This window comes from Actinomycetospora sp. CA-084318 (assembly GCF_050955885.1).
GTDB lineage: Bacteria > Actinomycetota > Actinomycetes > Mycobacteriales > Pseudonocardiaceae > Actinomycetospora.
Map to the genome: position 1 here is coordinate 2114213 of NZ_CP192098.1, position 16339 is coordinate 2130551.

The 16339-nt window shown below is 74.2% G+C and carries 12 protein-coding genes; 3 read left to right on the forward strand and 9 right to left on the reverse strand.

Features of this window, described 5'->3' with window-relative positions; translation table 11 throughout:
* Nucleotides 1-2: 2 nt before the first annotated feature.
* The 3 genes from ACQPYX_RS10385 to ACQPYX_RS10395 are packed head-to-tail and all read right to left on the reverse strand — an operon-like array spanning nt 3 to nt 2565.
* A complete protein-coding gene (locus ACQPYX_RS10385) occupies nt 3-776 on the reverse strand; it encodes an amino acid ABC transporter ATP-binding protein (RefSeq protein WP_433802828.1) in 774 nt (257 codons plus the stop codon).
* Nucleotides 773-1651 (reverse strand): amino acid ABC transporter permease, encoded by an 879-nt coding sequence (locus ACQPYX_RS10390; protein ID WP_433802829.1) that lies wholly within the window; start codon nt 1649-1651, stop codon nt 773-775. The genes ACQPYX_RS10385 and ACQPYX_RS10390 overlap by 4 nt, the downstream gene beginning before the upstream one ends.
* Nucleotides 1652-1653: 2 nt before the next feature.
* Entirely contained in the window at nt 1654-2565 is a 912-nt protein-coding gene (locus ACQPYX_RS10395) for a transporter substrate-binding domain-containing protein (RefSeq protein WP_433802830.1), read from the reverse strand.
* A gap of 178 nt (nt 2566-2743) precedes the next feature.
* Between ACQPYX_RS10395 and ACQPYX_RS10400 the strand changes: the two genes are divergently transcribed.
* A complete protein-coding gene (locus ACQPYX_RS10400) occupies nt 2744-3712 on the forward strand; it encodes a PaaX family transcriptional regulator (RefSeq protein ID WP_433802831.1) in 969 nt (322 codons plus the stop codon).
* 71 nt (nt 3713-3783) lie between these two features.
* Here the strand turns inward: ACQPYX_RS10400 and ACQPYX_RS10405 are convergent, their stop codons facing one another.
* Nucleotides 3784-5106, reverse strand: a complete 1323-nt coding sequence (locus ACQPYX_RS10405) for a hypothetical protein (protein WP_433802832.1) — start codon at nt 5104-5106, stop codon at nt 3784-3786.
* 375 nt (nt 5107-5481) lie between these two features.
* On the opposite strand from ACQPYX_RS10405, the gene ACQPYX_RS10410 reads away from it, so the two are divergent.
* Entirely contained in the window at nt 5482-6159 is a 678-nt protein-coding gene (locus tag ACQPYX_RS10410) for a hypothetical protein (RefSeq protein ID WP_433802833.1), read from the forward strand.
* 115 nt (nt 6160-6274) lie between these two features.
* Here ACQPYX_RS10410 and ACQPYX_RS10415 read toward each other — a convergent pair whose 3' ends face one another.
* The 5 genes from ACQPYX_RS10415 to ACQPYX_RS10435 form a co-directional block, all read right to left on the reverse strand.
* Entirely contained in the window at nt 6275-7495 is a 1221-nt protein-coding gene (locus tag ACQPYX_RS10415) for an alpha/beta hydrolase (protein ID WP_433802834.1), read from the reverse strand.
* Nucleotides 7492-8907 (reverse strand): amino acid permease, encoded by a 1416-nt coding sequence (locus tag ACQPYX_RS10420; protein WP_433802835.1) that lies wholly within the window; start codon nt 8905-8907, stop codon nt 7492-7494. The genes ACQPYX_RS10415 and ACQPYX_RS10420 overlap by 4 nt, the downstream gene beginning before the upstream one ends.
* Entirely contained in the window at nt 8904-9377 is a 474-nt protein-coding gene (locus tag ACQPYX_RS10425) for a hypothetical protein (RefSeq protein ID WP_433802836.1), read from the reverse strand. The genes ACQPYX_RS10420 and ACQPYX_RS10425 overlap by 4 nt, the downstream gene beginning before the upstream one ends.
* Nucleotides 9374-12679, reverse strand: coding sequence for a lysine--tRNA ligase (gene lysS / locus ACQPYX_RS10430; RefSeq protein ID WP_433802837.1), 3306 nt, complete (start codon nt 12677-12679; stop codon nt 9374-9376). Before lysS ends, ACQPYX_RS10425 begins: the two co-directional genes overlap by 4 nt.
* A gap of 233 nt (nt 12680-12912) precedes the next feature.
* The gene (locus ACQPYX_RS10435; RefSeq protein ID WP_433802838.1) at nt 12913-14958 is read right to left on the reverse strand and encodes a hypothetical protein; all 2046 of its coding nucleotides are present in this window, start codon (nt 14956-14958) and stop codon (nt 12913-12915) included.
* Between the two features lie 364 nt (nt 14959-15322).
* On the opposite strand from ACQPYX_RS10435, the gene ACQPYX_RS10440 reads away from it, so the two are divergent.
* Nucleotides 15323-16318, forward strand: a complete 996-nt coding sequence (locus ACQPYX_RS10440) for an NAD(P)-binding domain-containing protein (protein ID WP_433802839.1) — start codon at nt 15323-15325, stop codon at nt 16316-16318.
* The last annotated feature ends 21 nt before the right edge of the window (nt 16319-16339 follow it).

A 16339-nucleotide genomic window follows, 5' to 3' on the forward strand; every position in this document is an offset into this window, starting at 1 on the left:
GCTCACGCGGACACCTCCCGGGCGTGCCGGGCGAGGAAGGTGCGCAGGCGAGGGCTCCGCGGCCGGGTGAACAGCTCGTCCGGCGGGCCGGACTCCACGATCCGGCCGGCCTCCATGAACACGACGCGGTCGGCGACCTCCCGCGCGAACGCCATCTCGTGGGTGACCACGAGCATCGTCAAGCCGTCGGCGGCGAGGCCGCGCAGCACGCCCAGCACCTCCTCGACCAGCTCCGGGTCGAGCGCCGAGGTGGGCTCGTCGAACAGCATGATGCGGGGCGCGGTGGCGAGCGCCCGGGCGATGGCCACCCGTTGCTGCTGCCCGCCGGAGAGCTGGCTCGGATAGTGACCGGTCCGGTCGCCCAGCCCGACCCGCTCGAGCAGGGTCCGCGCCTCGCGCTCGCACCGCGCCCGTCCCACCCGGTGGACGAGGCGGGGTGCCTCGGTGACGTTTTGCAGGGCGGTGAAGTGACCGAACAGGTTGAACTGCTGGAAGACCATCCCGATCCGGCGCCGCTGGGCCGCGACGCCCTTCGGGGGCAGCGGGCGCAGCGCGCCGCGGTGCTCCTCGTGGCCGAGGAGCTCGCCGTCGAGGTACATCGCCCCGCCGTCGATCGGCTCGAGCTGGTGGACCGCCCGGACCAGGGTGGACTTGCCCGAGCCGGAGGGGCCGATCACGACGACGACCTCGCCCTCGGCGACCTCGAGGTCCACCGCGTCGAGCGCGGTGTGGGCGCCGAACCGCTTCGTCACCGCGTGCAGGTGCAGGACGCTCACGCGGGCACCTCCGTCCGCACGTGCCCGCGGGCGAAGCGCCGCTCGAGCCGCCGCTGCCCGATCGTCAGCAGCGTGACGACGACCAGGTACCAGAAGCACGCGACGATCAGCATGGGCACGATCTCGTAGGTCTGGTTGTAGATGACCTGCACGGCGTGCAGCAGGTCGTTCATGGCGATCACCGACACCAGTGCCGTGCCCTTGAGCACGCTGATGAACTGGCTGCCCGCCGGCGGGATGATCACGCGCATCGCCTGCGGCAGGACGATGCGGAAGAACGTCTGCGCGGGGGTGAAACCGAGGGAGGACGCCGCCTCGCGCTGGCCGCGGTCCACGCTCAGGACGCCGGCACGGACGATCTCGGCCAGGTAGGCCGACTCCACCAGCGACAGGCCGATCACGGCGGCCGACAGCGGGGTGATCACCGCGTTGGTGTCCCAGCTGAGCAGCGTCGGGCCGAACGGGATGCCGATCGAGAGCCGCGGCAGGAGGTAGGCGAGGTTGAACCAGAAGATGAGCTGGACCAGCGGCGGGATGCCGCGGAAGAGCCCCACGTAGGCGGTCGCCGCCCAGCGCAGCGGGGCGAAGCCGGAGAGCTGCGCCGCCGCGAGGAGCCCGCCGACCACGGAGCCGATGGCCATGGCGGCCACCGCGAGACCGACCGTGGTGCCGAGGCCCGCCAGCACGGACGGCGCGACCAGGTTGGCGGCGACGACGTCCCACTGGAAGCGCTCGTTCGTCACCAGGAACGTCACGATCTCGGCGAGCACGACGAGCAGGACGAGGCCGCCGACGAGCCGGCCGGGGCGGAACCGTCGTCGGGCGTCGGCGACGTCCGGCGCCGTCGTGGTGGACGAGGGGGGTGGGGCGGTCACGGTCACGACGCGGTCCCGGCGTTGTACTGCGGGGCGGGCACCGTGACGTCCGACAGACCCCACTTCGCCATGATCCGGGCGTAGTCGCCGTCGGCGAACACCTGCTGCCAGGCCTGCTCCATGACCGGGCCGAGCTGCGAGGACTTCGCGACGTAGAGCGCCAGCTTGTCGGCTGTCGCGCCCTGCTCCTCGGTCTGCGTGACGTAGCGGTAGACGCCCTGCTGCTGCGCCACGACGTCGATGGCGGCCGCCTGGGTCATCCCCGCGGCGTCGGCCCGGCCGGACTGCGCGGCGAGGAGGGTGGCGTTGGTGTCGGCCAGCCCGATCGACGTCGTGGCCGGTCGCCCGGTGCGCTGGCAGTACGCGGACAGGTTGGCCAGCTGCTGCTCGACGATGCTCGCGGTGGCCACCGCGACCCGGCGCCCGCACAGCTGGTCGGTGGCGGTGACGGGGGAGGCGGCCGGCACCACGTAGGAGGTGCGCGTGGTCATCCAGGTGACGGTGTCGAACTGCCGCTCGCGCTCGGCGGTGGCCTTGACCGGGCCGTTGAACGCGTCGTAGCGGTTGGCGAGCATGCCCTGCAGGGCGGCGGGAAGGCTGTCGACGATGGTGGTCTGGATGCGCACGCCGAGGACCCGGCTCAGCGCGTCCTGGAAGTCCTTGTCGATGCCGGTGATCCGGCCGTCGGGACCCACGGTGCGGTACGGCGGGTGGCTGTCGCCCGCGAACCGGAGCACGCCCGCCTGCTTGACGGCCTCGGGGAGTCGGTCGTAGAGCGCGGCGTTCGCCCCCGGTGCCGGTCCGCCTCCGCCGCCGTCGCCCACGGTGGCGCCGCAGCCGGCGAGGAGGACGGCGGCGACCACGAGGAGGGCGGCGACGTGGACGCGGGCGCCGGCACGGGGACGGAGGCGCATGGCGGGTTCTCCCTGCGTTGGGGTACCGGTCGTGGCGCCGCCTCGGGGTGTGACCGCGATCATTGGCGACGTCGACTGCGACGAGCGTCGCAGTAGTAGTCGTCAATGGCAAGGGTCACGCTCGCCGGATTCCGACGGCGTCGGACGACCCGTACGCTGCGCCCGGGGGAGGTGGACCGTGTCCGACGACGATCGCGCGCGGTCGGAGCCCCAGCTGCTCCTGACCTCGCTGCTCGGGGACTACTGGTACTGGCGCGACGAGCAGTTGCCGTCCGCAGCCCTCCTGCGCCTGCTGGCCGACTTCGACGTGGGCGCGGAGAACGCACGGGCCGCGATGCGTCGCCTGGCCGCGAAGGGCCTGCTCACCACCTCGCGGACCGGTCGGACCACGGCCTACGGCATCCCGCCGCGGTCCCCGGCCGTCGTCGTCGGGCGCACCCACCGGATGCTCACGTTCGGTGCCACCACGCCGCCCTGGGACGGGTGCTGGACGGTGGTCGCGTTCTCGGTGCCCGAGCAGGAGCGGGAGGTGCGGACGGCCCTCCGGTCCCGGCTCCGGGTGCTCGGGCTGGCGGCCCTCTACGACGGGCTGTGGGTCTCGCCGCGCGACGTGACCTCCCGGGTGCAGGCACTGCTCGCCGAGCTCGGCGTCGGGCGCAGCACCGTGCTGCGCGCGACCGAGGTGCCGGGCTGCCACGAGGCCGGAGCGCTCGGCGGCGCCTTCGACCTCTCGGACCTCACCGCCGAGTACGCCGCGTTCGCCGACACCTACGGCGCCCTGCGGCGGCGCCTCACGGCGGGCTCGGTCGGCCCGACCGAGGCGCTGCGCCTGCGGACCGAGATGCGCATCGACTGGCGCAAGTTCCCCGAGCGCGACCCCGACCTCCCGGCGGACCTGCTGCCCGCGGGGTGGCGCCGCGCGGAGGCGCAACAGGTGTTCGTCGACGTCTACGACCAGCTCGGCTCGCTGGCGGAGCTGCGCTTCCGCCAGCTGGTGGCGCAGGTCGACCCCGCCCTCGCCGAGCTGGCCTCGCACCACGTGAGCACGCGGATCGCCGAGCTGTACCGGCAGCTGGGCGAGGACGTGCCGCGCGGCGACACCCCCTTCGAGCGGGCGGTGGACGCGGCCGGCGTGCGGAGCATGTGAGCTCCGAGGTGCTTCGCCCGTGAGTACTTGTGACGGCGATAGCCGTCACAAGTACTCACGGGCTACGCACCTCAGGAGTCCCAGATCGGGCCGTAGGCCGGGATGCCCTGGCGCCGCAGCTCGCCGACCACCCGCAGCGTGGTGCGCCGGTTCGAGATGCAGACGACGGCCTCGGCACCGGTGCGGGCCACGGCCTCCCGGGCGAGGGCGACCAGGTCGGGCTTGCCGTTCGCGTCGGTGTCCCAGAACAGCGCGCTCGGGTCGGCCGTGCGGATGTCGGCGACGAGATCCGAGCCGTAGGTGCGCTCGGGGTTGCGGGTGACCCAGAGCAGGTGGGCCGGGGTGTCCTCGCCGAGCAGGTGCGGGAGCACCGGGGCGATGCCGCTGCCCGTCGCGATCCAGACGACGCCGTGGAACAGGCGCGAGACGCTGCCGACACCCGTCGTCGGGACCCCGCGGACCCAGACGGCCCCGGGGCGGTCGTCGATGAAGTCCCCGGTCCAGTTCCCGGCGCGGGAGACCGCGAGGCGGAAGTCGGTGCGGTCCGGGCGGGCGACCGTGGCGAAGGCGTGCCACTGGCCGAGCGGGTGGCGGGCGATGCGGGTGGCCGACCCGATGCGGACCGGGCGGCCGCGGTCGGCGGTGACGAGGGCGACGTGGTCCGACGGCGTCTCGATCGTCACCGCGAGCCGGCGCAGCTGCAGCCACGGGATCACCGCGGCGACGGCGACGGCGAGCAGGATCCAGGCGCCGGGGGAGGTCACGAGAGCGGTGGCGAACGAGGTCGGGGCGTCGGCGGCGAGGACGACGGTCAGCGCGGTGAACAGGGCGAGCGCGGCCCATCCGCCCCAGCGGTGGGAGTGCTCGAAGCGGTCGTGCCGGCTCTCGCGGGCGCTCGGCCGGGCGAGGACGGCCATCGTCACGAGCACCGCGAGGATGCCGCCGGCGATCCCGAGCACCGCGGGGCGCAGCGGTGTCGCCGGCGCGAGCGCGGTCAGGGCGGTGAAGGCGAGGAACCAGCCGACCGCCGAGATCGCCGCGCCGACGTGGACGCCGGCGCCGACCTGGTGGACCTGGGCGATCGCGGCCCGCAGACGCAGCGGCCAGCGCTTCGGCGTCCGCGTGGCCAGGGCGAACAGGCCGTTGACGACGTCCTGTTGGCGGATCAGCGCGGCGAGCCCGACGTCGACGCCGGCCATCGTGCCGGCGGCGGTGGCCGCGGCGGCCAGGGACGGGGCGGTGATCAGCAGGATCGCGGCGGCGACGACGTTGGCGGCGAGGACCGCCAGCAGCCAGCGGCGCATCGGCCGGGTCGCGAGCCGGGCCGGGTCGACGACGCGCGGCGTGGCGGGAGCGGTGGTGACTGCGGGGACGGGCAGGGTGGCGACGCTCATGACGTTGCCCCTTCCGGGCTGACCGGGTGTGTCCCGGTGACGCCATGAAGCGTCGATCTCGAGGGACCCGCGTCCTGTCGGCTCGTCGGCCGGGGTCCGGACGACACGGCTGTCCTCCCGTCGGGGGACGGGCGCCTCGGACCGCTAGGCAGTCGATCATGTCGAGCGCGACGCCCGGCCCGTCGCGCTCGACATGATCAATTGCCTAGCGGCGTGCGGTGTCCCCTCGTCGGGGGACAGCGGTGTCGTCCGCAGGACCGGCTCCTCGGGGGACGGGACGGAGGTCCCCGCGGCGGCAGAGTTCCCGGTGTCAGCACGGGAAGCGCCCACCAGGACTCCTCCCCGCACCGCGTCCCTCACCCTCGGGAGCACGTCATGCGCCTCACCCGGATCGCCGCCGCCACCCTGATCGCCGGCTCGCTCACCCTCGCCGGCACCGGCGTCGCCCTGGCCGACACCGTCACCCCGGTCACCGCCCAGTCCTCCAGCGCCCAAGCCGCGGTCGCCGAGCCGGGGGTGCTCACCCTGTCGGCGTCGTCGGTGAAGCCCGGCGCGCAGATCACGTTCTCCGGCACCTTCGCCGAGCCCGCCGCCTCCACCGCGACCGGCCCGATCACCGTCACCTCGTCCGCCTTCGCCGGGCCGGCGACGATGTCGAGGACGAACCCGGAGGCGTTCTCCGGCTCGGCCACCATCGCCTCGAGCGCGAAGGCCGGCACCTACACCGTCACCGCGTCCTCGTCGGCGGGCACCGTGTCCAGCCGGATCACCGTCACCGGCGCCGCGCCCGCCCCGGCGCACCACGGCAGCGGGACCGCCGCGGGGACGCACTCCTCGGGGCACGGCTCGTCGTCGGGGAGCGACAGCACCAGCACCGACGTGACCGACACCGCGGGGTCGGACGTGCTGCCCTGGGCTCTCGGCGGGGCGGGCGTGATCGTGCTGCTCGGCGGCGGGGCGTACGCGCTCGGTCGCGGACGTCAGGCCGACCGGGCGGCGCAGGCCCGGCAGGACTACCGCGAGCCGCGCACCGAGGTCATGCCCCGCCGCTGACCCGACACCACCCCACGAGCGGGCCGTTCGTCACGATCCACCGTGACGGACGGCCCGTTCGTCCGTGCCGTCGCGCACCGGATCGCTGCGCGGTAACCGTGTCCCCTCGACGCGGTCACTGCTGCGGGCAGGCCGCACCCGTCGTCGGGATGCCGAGACGGCTCGACATCCAGGGCAGGGACCGTTCGAAGGCCGCCGAGAAGACGTCGAAGGTGTGGCCGCCGTTCGGGACGAGGACCGAGCAGGTGGCGATCCCCGCGCGGCGTGCGGCCGGCACGAGCAGAGCCTGGGCCGCCGCGGGATCGGGGTCCGCCGTGCCGACCTCGAACCAGCCGCCGAGCGCCGGGAAGCGCGTCGTACCGAGGATCGTCGTCGGCTCGTGCGCGTCGAAGGCCGCCTGCGAGCCGCCGAAGAGCTGGGTGACCGTGTCGACGACGCCGGCGTTGGTGTCGCCGCTGCGTGGGCCCTCGAGACCCGCGTAGTCGCCGAAGGTGTGGAACATGTTCGGGTGCCGCAGCGCGAGCATCACCGCGCACGAGCCGCCCTCGGAGAGCCCGGCGACCGCCCACGCCGACCCGGTCGGCCGCGTCCGGAACGTGGACAGCACGTAGTCCGGCACGTCCTGGGTCAGGTAGGTCTCGGCGTTGCCGGCCGGCCCGTCCACGCACTCGGTGTCGGCCGTCGTCGAGCCGTTGATGTCGGGCATGACGAGGATCGGGGAGACCCCGCCGTGCGCCGCCGCGAAGGCGTCCGCGATCGTGTCGGCCCGGCCGCCGTTGATCCAGTCCTGCGGGGTCCCCGGGGTGCCGTGCAGCAGCATGATCACCGGCAGCTGCGGGCGGGGTCTCGTGAAGAACGCCGACGGGACGTAGATCATCGCGGGCCGGGCCTGGAAGCCCGACGCGGACGCCGGGATCGGGACCGGGGCGACGACGCCCGGTCCGGGGTCCGCGTCCTCGCGCAGCATCGTGTCGATCGTGACCTGGTCCCGCGCCGGCGCGCCGACCGCCTCGCCCAGGGTCCGGTAGTAGTCGAAGTGCAGGTTGACCGCGGCCGCCGCGCCGAGCAGCAGCGCGACGACGAGCCCGAGGACGGCGAGGACCCGCGCGGCCCGTCGTCGGGACAGCAGCAGGGCCACCACCGCGACCAGGACGAGGGCGACGAGCAGGGCGCCGAACCACGCGTCGGTGAGTTCGATCTCGAACACGAGGCCGCCGGCCTGCACGACCGCGGACACGGCGAACAGGACGGCGGCGGTGGCCACCGCGAGGAGCGTGGCCCGCAGGAACGGGCGGTCGTAGCGACGTGGGGCCTCGTGGCGCCCGTGCTCGCTCACGCGACCGGGGCGGGAGCGGTCGGCCGGAGCCGGGCCCTCCGGCGGTCGAGGGCTGCGACGACGAACGGCGGGCACGAGAGCACCACCACGGCGACCGCGAGCAGCGCGACGTAGGCGGTCGTGTTGCCCGTGGTGAGCTGCGAGGGCGGGACGAAGCCCAGGACGAACGAGAAGACGCAGCCGAGCAGGCCGATCCCGCCCGCGGCCCACACGCCGGGCAGCCCGCCCGGGATGCGGTAGGGCCGCGGGACGTCGGGCCGGGTGTAGCGCAGCCGGATCACGGCGGCGAACATCAGCCCGTACATGATCACCACGATCTGGGCGGTGACCGCCGAGAGCATCCAGTAGGACGTGCTCACGCTCGGCACGAGCAGGAACAGCAGTGCGAAGACGGTCCCCGCGACGCCCTGGGCCATCACGAGGGTGACCGGTACGTCCCGGGCGTTGGTGCGCCCGAGCCGGCGCGGCGCGCTGCCCTCGCGGGCGACCGCCGCGACGCCCTCGGCCGGCCCGAGGATCCACGGCGCGAGGTGCGCGACGCCGCCGAACGCGATGAGCAGGGCCAGCGGGACGACGAGCCACCCGACGCCGAGCAGGTCGAGCACACTGCGGAAGAGCTCCATCGTCCCCGAGACCAGGCTGAGCTCCGAGGCGGGCACGACGAAGGCCATGAAGAGCGAGCCGACCACCGAGAAGACGATCGTGATCCCGACACAGAGCAGGATCGCCCGCGGCACCACGCGGCCCGGGTTCTCCACGTGCCGGGCGTGGAAGCCCGCCATCTCCATGCCGGTGAACAGCAGGACGATGCCGGCGAGGAACGCGAGGTTGTCGATCTGCAGGTCCGGCACGAGCGCCCCGGCGGAGAACGGGATCGCCGACGGCCGGCCCTGCACCAGGAACGCGGCGCCGAGGACGACGACGAGCACCGCGGGCACGATCGACCCGGCGATCGTCCCGACGGCCCCGAGCTTCGCCGAGGCGCCGACCCCGCGCAGGCTCGCGAGCGTCGTCGCCCAGAAGATCGTGATCATGACGACGACGAGGAAGACGGTGTTCGTCGCGAGCGCCGGGTTGATCGCGTAGGCGAGGCTCGCGGCGATGAAGGAGAGCACCGTCGGGAACCAGGCGACGTTCTCGGAGTAGTCGCACCAGACCGCGAGGAAGCCGGTCCGCTCGCCGAAGGCCTCCTTCACCCAGGCGTAGACGCCGCCGTCGCGCGGCCAGGCGGTGCCCAGCTCGGCGGCCGCCATCGCGATCGGGATGAGGAAGACGAGGATCGAGATCGCGAACAGCGCGAGCATCGACCAGCCGTACTCGGCCATCACCGGCAGGTTCCGGGCGCTGACGATGGCCGCCACGTTGATCATGGCCAGGGCGAGGACACCCAGCTTCGTGCCGCGTGCGGTCATCGGGCCCCCCGCGCGGTGAGTGCCGCGCTGATGCGGTCGGTCAGGTCGTCGTCGGCGAGGCCGGGGACCGAGACGACGAGGTCGTCGAGGGTGTGCACGAGCGTGCTGCCGCGCGGCCGGACCCGGACCTCCTCGGCCCGGGCCGCCGCGTCGCGGTCGCCGGCGGAGCCGAACTGTTCGACCCCGATCCGCGCGACGGGTCCTGCGGTGCAGCCGGGACGGTCGTTCGCGACGTCGAGGGTGACCGCCTCGAGCGCACTGGGGGTGGCGCCGGTCCGCGGGGCCCGGGCGCAGACCGCGAGGCCCGCGGACTCCAGCGCCCCGGTCGCGGCGTCGACGCCGGCGCGGACGAAGGTCGCCCGCCCGCCGTCGATCCAGAGGACGAGCAGCAGCAGGACCACGAGCAGGGCGACGGCGACGACCGCCCCCGCCGCCCGCAGCGTTCCGCGCCCGGGTGCCGGGGCGGTCACGCCGGAGCGCCCGACGGGGCGGACGGCGACGGCGTCCCGCCGACCGCGGCGGGGACGAACAGCGGGCCGAGGCCCGGCAGGGCGAGGAACCCCTCCGCCCCGGCGTAGAGCAGCCCGACCCGCGGCAGGTCGGCCGCGTGACGGTAGGCGAGCACGCGGGGGAGCCACTGCGGGTCGAACTTGGCGTTGAAGTCGTGCAGGGACCGGACCTGGAAGAACGGGTTGAGCACGCCGACGGCCCTCCGCGCCAGCTGCTGGGTGGGCGTGAACGGCACGTCGTCGGCGAACAGGCGCCCCCAGAGCGCGAAGTTCATCGACAACCGCGTCACGCCGCGGGCGCCGAGGGCCTCGGCGCTCCTCGCGATGAGGAACTCGGTCATGCCGTTCGGCGCCGACGGGTCGTGGCGCATGAGGTCGAGCGTGTAGCCGAACGTGGTGCCGGTCTGCGGCCCGCCGTAGGCCGGGACGAGCCGGAGGAACCCGCCCGGCACCCCGCGCTCGTCGAGCGCGACGCACAGCAGGAAGGCGGGGTTCCGGCCGGCTCCGGCGACGTCCTGGGAGAGCGCCATGGTGAACCCGCGCTCGGGGGCCTTGCCGCGCCACTGCTCGCTGATCGCGTTGAGGCCCGCGACGAGTTCGGGCGAGGCGTTGGCCTCGGTGACGAGCTGGAACCGGTAGGACCGCTCGACCCGCCGCACCGCGGCGCGGACGCTCTTGCGGGCGCGACCCTCGAGGGTGAACGTCGTGCAGTCGAGGATCGCCTCGTCGCCGAGGTAGAAGCTCTTGAACCCGCGGGCGGCGAGCGGCCCGTCGCCGGTGACGGTGTCCTCGCGGGCGGCGAGGAAGGCGGGGGTCCAGGCGCGCTCCTCGCACATCGCGAGGAACTCGTCGACCACCCGGGGGATCGAGGCGGGGTCGCCGATCGGGTCGCCGGAGGCGAGCGCGTAGCCGCGCAGGTAGGTGTAGGCGATCATGGCGCGGCCGTCGGAGGCGAAGAAGAAGCTCTTGTCGTCGCGCAGCGCGAACGCGGCGAGCGTGTCCCAGCCGAACGTCGTCACCAGCGTCTGTGCGTGCGCCCACTCCTGCGGGGTGTGCGGGGAGCGGGACAGCAGCGGCCGGAAGACGAGGATCAGCACGATCACGAGCCCGGCGATCCCGAGCGCGAGCAGCGCGTCGGGGAACCATGCGGCGAACAGCGGCCTGGCGAAGGTGTACGGCCCGTCGAGGCCGATCAGGCCGCCGAAGATCGTCTCCAGGCCGCCGCCGAGGCTGAGCTCCGGCGTCACGTGGCCGCGCTGGAACGCGAGCCCGACGAAGCCGAAGAGCAGCACGGCGCCGAGGTAGATCGGGACGACGCGGAGCAGCCGCAGCAACGACGGAGGGTCGGCCGGCGCGTGGAACGAACGGCGGTAGCGCGCGAGCAGCGCGAGCATCACGAGGCAGAGCAGCATGCCCACCTCGTGCGGACCCTTGAGGACGTGTGCGACCAGGCCGATCCCGAACAGCCCGACGGCGACGCGCCAGGCGGCCCGCTTGTGCCGGGCGAGCTGGTCGGCGAGCAGGAGCAGGACGAGCCCGATCACGGCGGACATGACGTGGCCGGAGACGATCGCCCAGGGCGGGACGACGTCGACGGCCAGGCCGCCGAGCACGCGCCGGTGAATTCCCGGGAGCATCGAGAGCAGGTGCAGGACCCCGGCGACGGCGGTGATGCCGGCGACGACCCGCGGGGCGACGGTGGGATGCCGCTCGGGGGGCTCGACGCTCGCGTTCGGCACCGGTGGTGGGAGTTCCATCGGGGCCGGTGGCAGCCCGGTCGGGGGGAGGAGCGGGCGGACGGCCCCGGTCGGCCCGGCGCCCGGTGGCGGGGCGAACTCGGGCCGCAGCGTCGGGAACAGCAGGACCTCGCGGATCGAGTCGACGCTCGCGAGCAGCATGACGAGCCGGTCGATGCCGATGCCGAGGCCGCCGGTGGGCGGCATGCCGTACTCCAGGGCGCGGACGTAGTCCTCGTCGATGTCGCCGGCCTCGGGGTCGCCGTTGCGCTTGGCCTCGGCCTCCTCGACGAACGCGGCCATCTGCTCGGCCGGGTCGTTCTGCTCGGAGTAGGCGTTGCACAGCTCGAAGCCCGCGACGATGAGCTCGAAGCGCTCGCTGTAGGCGGGGTCGTCGCGGTGCACGCGGGCCAGCGGCGAGACCTCGCGCGGGTAGTCGACGCAGAACACCGGGCCGTCGACGTCGTGCTGCACGCGCTCGTCGTAGACCTCGGTCATCAGGCGGCCCGCGCCCCAGCCCTGCTCGTAGTCGATGCCGAGGCGGGTGAGGGCGGCGCGGGCGTCGTCGAGCGGCATGTCCGGGTGCATGACTTCGCCGGTCTTCTCGGCGATCATGTCGGCGAAGCGCTTCCGTGGCCACGGCGGCGTGAGGACGACGGTGCGGCCGAGGTAGTGCACGGTCAGGTCGGAGCCCCGCCCGAGCGCGGCGCGGGCGGCCGCCACCACGAGCTTCTCGGTCAGGTCCATCATGTCGTGGTAGTCGGCGAAGGCCTGGTAGGCCTCGAGCATCGTGAACTCGGGGTTGTGCCGGGTGTCGACGCCCTCGTTGCGGAACACGCGGCCGATCTCGAACACCCGGCCCATCCCGCCGACGATCAGCCGCTTGAGGTGCAGTTCGAGCGCGATCCGCAGGTACATGTCGAGGTCGAGCGCGTTGTGGTGGGTGACGAACGGGCGCGCCGACGCCCCGCCCTGGATGTTCTGCAGCACCGGGCCCTCGACCTCGGTGAACCCCTCCTCGGCCAACTGCTCGCGGATCGCGCGGATCGCGGCGTGCCGGATCCGGAAGATGTCGCGGGTGCGGGCGTTCACCGACAGGTCGACGTAGCGGCGCCGGTAGCGGGTCTGGACGTCGGTGAGGCCGCCGTGACCGAGGGGGAGCGGGCGCTTCGCGCGGGCCAGCAGCACGTACCCGGTGACCCGGACGGACAGCTCGCCCGCGCGGGTCGTCATGACGGTGCCCGTGACGCCGATCCAGTCGCCGAGGTCGAGGGCGTCGAACGCGTGGTGGGTGTCCGCGCCGAGCACGGCCGTGTCGAGCAGCAGCTGGACGGCGTCGGTGCCGTCGCGCAGGTCGGCGAACGAGAGACCGCCGTGGCGGCGGCGGCCGATCATGCGTCCGGCGATCCGCACGACGACACCCGTGTCGGTGTCCGGCGCGAGGTCGTCGAACTCCGCGCGCAGGTCCGCCACCCCGCGGTCGATCGCGAAGCGGTAGGGCAGGGCCTCCTGTTCCGTCGTCGCCATCGGCCGCCACCCCTCGGTCGTTCGTGGACCTGTCAGCTCCGCGAACGTAGGTCGCCGAGGGTGGTCTGCACCCTGGGGATTTCCCCTAGGGCACACCGAGGTCCCCTCCGGCTACCGCGGGCGACGACCCGCGTGACCCCGCCGAGGAGACGAGCCGGCCGCGGATGCCTCCCGGCCCGCAGCGCGACTCCTCCCCGGTCCACGTCAGAGCCGGACCGCCCCGCGACGCCCGCTCAGTCGGGGTCCCCGGCCTCGACCTTGAAGACGTGCGACGTCGGCGCGGTCGGGCCGCCGGGGTTCGCCGGCGGCAGCGTCAACGACACGGCGGTCTTCCCGGGCGGCGACGGGATGTACTGCCCGTAGACGGACACCTGGGTGCCGTCGGAGCGCGGAACCCGGAACACCTCCTGCACGTTCGGCGCGAGATCGAAGGGGCGTGTCCAGTCCGGGAACGAGATGGTGACCGGCTGGGATGTGCCGTCGCTGAACCTCACGGTCGCGACGGCCGCGGTCGGGCCGCTGGTGCTGGCCCCGAACACGACGATGCCCGGGCCGGAGCGCGCGATCGGGATCGTCTGTCCGTCCTGCGCCCAGTTGTCCGGCGAGCCCGGCGGCGAGTTCCAGCCGAAGACGCCGCCGATCTGCCCGAAGTACACGTCGGTGTCGCCGGATCTCCCCGCCTTCGTCACGGCGTCGATGTCGTAGACGTTGCCGACGCCGTCGAAGCCGGGTCCTGCGGTGCCCGGCACGGCGAGCGCCGTGTTGTTGTAGGGGATGGGGTCGACCGCCAGGAGCTTGACGAAGCCGTCGCCGACGCGCGAGGCCGACCCGACGACGGGGTCGCGCACGGCCCCCGCCTGGAAGGTGGACGTCCCGGCACCTCCGCCGCCGCCGCCGCTCGCGTACCCGGCGTCCCCGCCCTCGGCGCCCTCACCACCGCCGCCGCCGCCCCCGCCGCCGCCGGAGCAGGGGTTGTCCACCGCGTGACTGCCCGTGTCACCGCGACCTGCGGGTTGAGCGGAGAATCCTCCCTTGCCGCCCCCTCCTCCGGCTGCGGCGCCGTCGCCGGCGCCGGCGCGGCCCCAGCCGAGACCCGCGTCCCCGCCCGCGCCTCCGGGGGTGGGCTGGCCCTGGTTCAGCGCGGAGACGGCATTGCCGCCGGACCCCCCACCGCCCCCGGCCGTCAGCAGGGACCGGCCGCCGGCGAAGACCGTCGAGCCACCGCCACCGCCGCCTCCGTTACGTGACGCGAGGCACGGGGCGGACCCGCCGTCGCCGCCGATCCCGGCGCCCGGGCTGATGCCCCTCCCGTAGCCCTGGCAGCCGGGGACGACGGCCAGGCGCTGACCGGGCACGACGGGGATGGTGCCCACCGTGATGGCGCCCCGGCCCGCCGGGCCGGTGTCGACCGGATCGCCCGTGGGGGAACCCGTCCCGCCCTGTGCGACGGCGAGGACCGCCGTGGTCCCCACCGGCGGGGTGTAGGGCCGCGGCTCACTGGAGCCGTTGCAGGACGCCGTGAACACCGGACCGCCCGCGGCGAAGAACGTGATCGAGGCACCGTTGTCGGGCGTGATGCCCTGCGCGAGCAGCTCCGCCCCGTTGCCGACGAAGTTCTGTCCGCCCGCGCCACCCCCGCCCCCGGCCTGGACCAGGGGGTTGAGGCCGATGTGAGCGGCCTGCCCACCTCCGCCCCCGTTCGGCCAGCCTGCTCCGCCGCCCGCCCCCGAGGCCTGGAAGATCGTGAGCACGTCGCCCTGGTGCGGGGCCTCGCCGCGGCCGCCGTTCCCGTCGTTCTGGCCCTGCGGCTGTTGACACTGATCGCCCCCGATCCGGCCGTCGGCACAGCCGCCGCCACCGCCGGTGCCCCCGTTGACACCGTTGATGTTGCTCGAGTCGCCGCCCTGGGCGCCGTCGTCGGCGGGAGCGCCCGCGTCGCCACCGTTGCCGCCGATGGCCACCCCCGGATCGTTGAGCGGTGCACCACCAGCTCCGCCGCCACCGCCCGCGACCATGTAGAGCGTGCCGTTCGACGACACCGAGCTGGCCCCTCCGCCGCCGCCCGCGTCGTCGTAGACCGTGGACTGCTGGCCCTCCCCGCCGTTCCGGAAACCGCCACCGGGGTGGTAGCTGTCCCCGGGGCTGCCGAGCACGATCTGGAGGCCTCCGCCGGGCGTCGTCGGGACGAGTGCGGTCACGAAGCCGCCGCGTCCCCCGGTGGCGCCCCGGTCCCCGTTCGCGCCGGCGGTTCCGCGGAGGACGATGCCCACCTCGGTCATGCCCGGGGGCACGTGGAGCTGTTGGTGTCGGGCGCCCGAGATGGTGCAGCCGGACGTGATCACGTCCCCGGGGCAGCCCGCGGACGCCGGGACCGACGCCGGGACCGACGCCGGGGCCGGCGCAGCAGGCGCTCCGAGGGCGAAGGCCTGCGGCGCCCCTCCGGAGACCGAGCACGCCGTTGCGAGGAGGACACCACCGAGGGCCAGCGCGAGATGCCCTCGCGCACGGGCTGTTCGGAGACGAGGCGGGGGACTGGGCAGACGGTGCGGCACGTGATGGATGGTCGGCGCACCACGGGGCGCGCACCCTAGGGGAAAGCCCGAGGATCCCCGGGTGGACGGCCTGTGATGGCACCCTGCTGCGATGGCTCACGCGGAGATCCACCAGGAAGGCCCGGAACGCCTCGGCGACCTCGACGCCCTCGCGGGGCGGACGGTCACGGTGCTCGGGTACGGCAACCAGGGCGCGGCGCAGGCGGCGAACCTGCGCGACTCGGGCGTGACGCCCGTCGTCGGGAACCGCGTGGACGAGTACGCGACCGCCGCTGACGAGGCCGGCTTCGCCCCGCGCCCGATCGCGGAAGCCGCGGCCGCGGCGGACGTGGCGCTGCTCCTGGTGCCCGACGAGGTGCAGCCCGACCTGGTGCGCGACGAGGTCGCGCCCGGGCTGCGGGCGGGGGACACCCTCGTCGTCGCGAGCGGCTACAACTGGCACTTCGGGCTGCTGGACGTGCCCGAGGGCGTCGACGTCGTGATGGTCGCGCCGCGGATGATCGGCGCCGCGGTGCGCGACCGCTACGTCTCACGGGTCGGCTTCCCCTGCCTCGTCTCGGTCGAACGCGACGACTCCGGGCGCGCCTGGGACACGACGATGGCGATCACCCGGGCGATCGGCGGCACGCTCGGGGGAGCGGTGGTGTCCTCGGCCCGCGAGGAGGCGGCGCTGGACCTGTTCAGCGAGCAGGCGGTCTGGCCGACCGTCCTCGGGATGCTGCGCACCGCGCACGCCGTCCTGGTCGAGGCGGGCTTCAGCGAGGAGGCGGTGCTCTCCGAGCTCTACCTCTCCGGTGAGCCGGCCGAGGTGTTCGACCACATCGCCCGCGACGGCCTGTTCGGCCAGCTCGGCCTGCACTCGCGGACCTCGCAGTACGGCCAGCTGCGTGGCCTCGCCGCCACCGACGTCTCCGCACTGCACGAACGCTTCTCGGGCGTCCTGCACGACGACATCCTCTCCGGGGCCTTCGCCCGCGAGTGGAGTCGGCCGGAGGCCGCCGAGCGGCTGGCGGAACTGCGCCGCGAGGCGGAGGGCTCGGACATCGCCCGCTCCGAGGCGGAGGTCCGCGCACGCCTGCGGCACTGATTCCCGACGACGGGTCGGTGC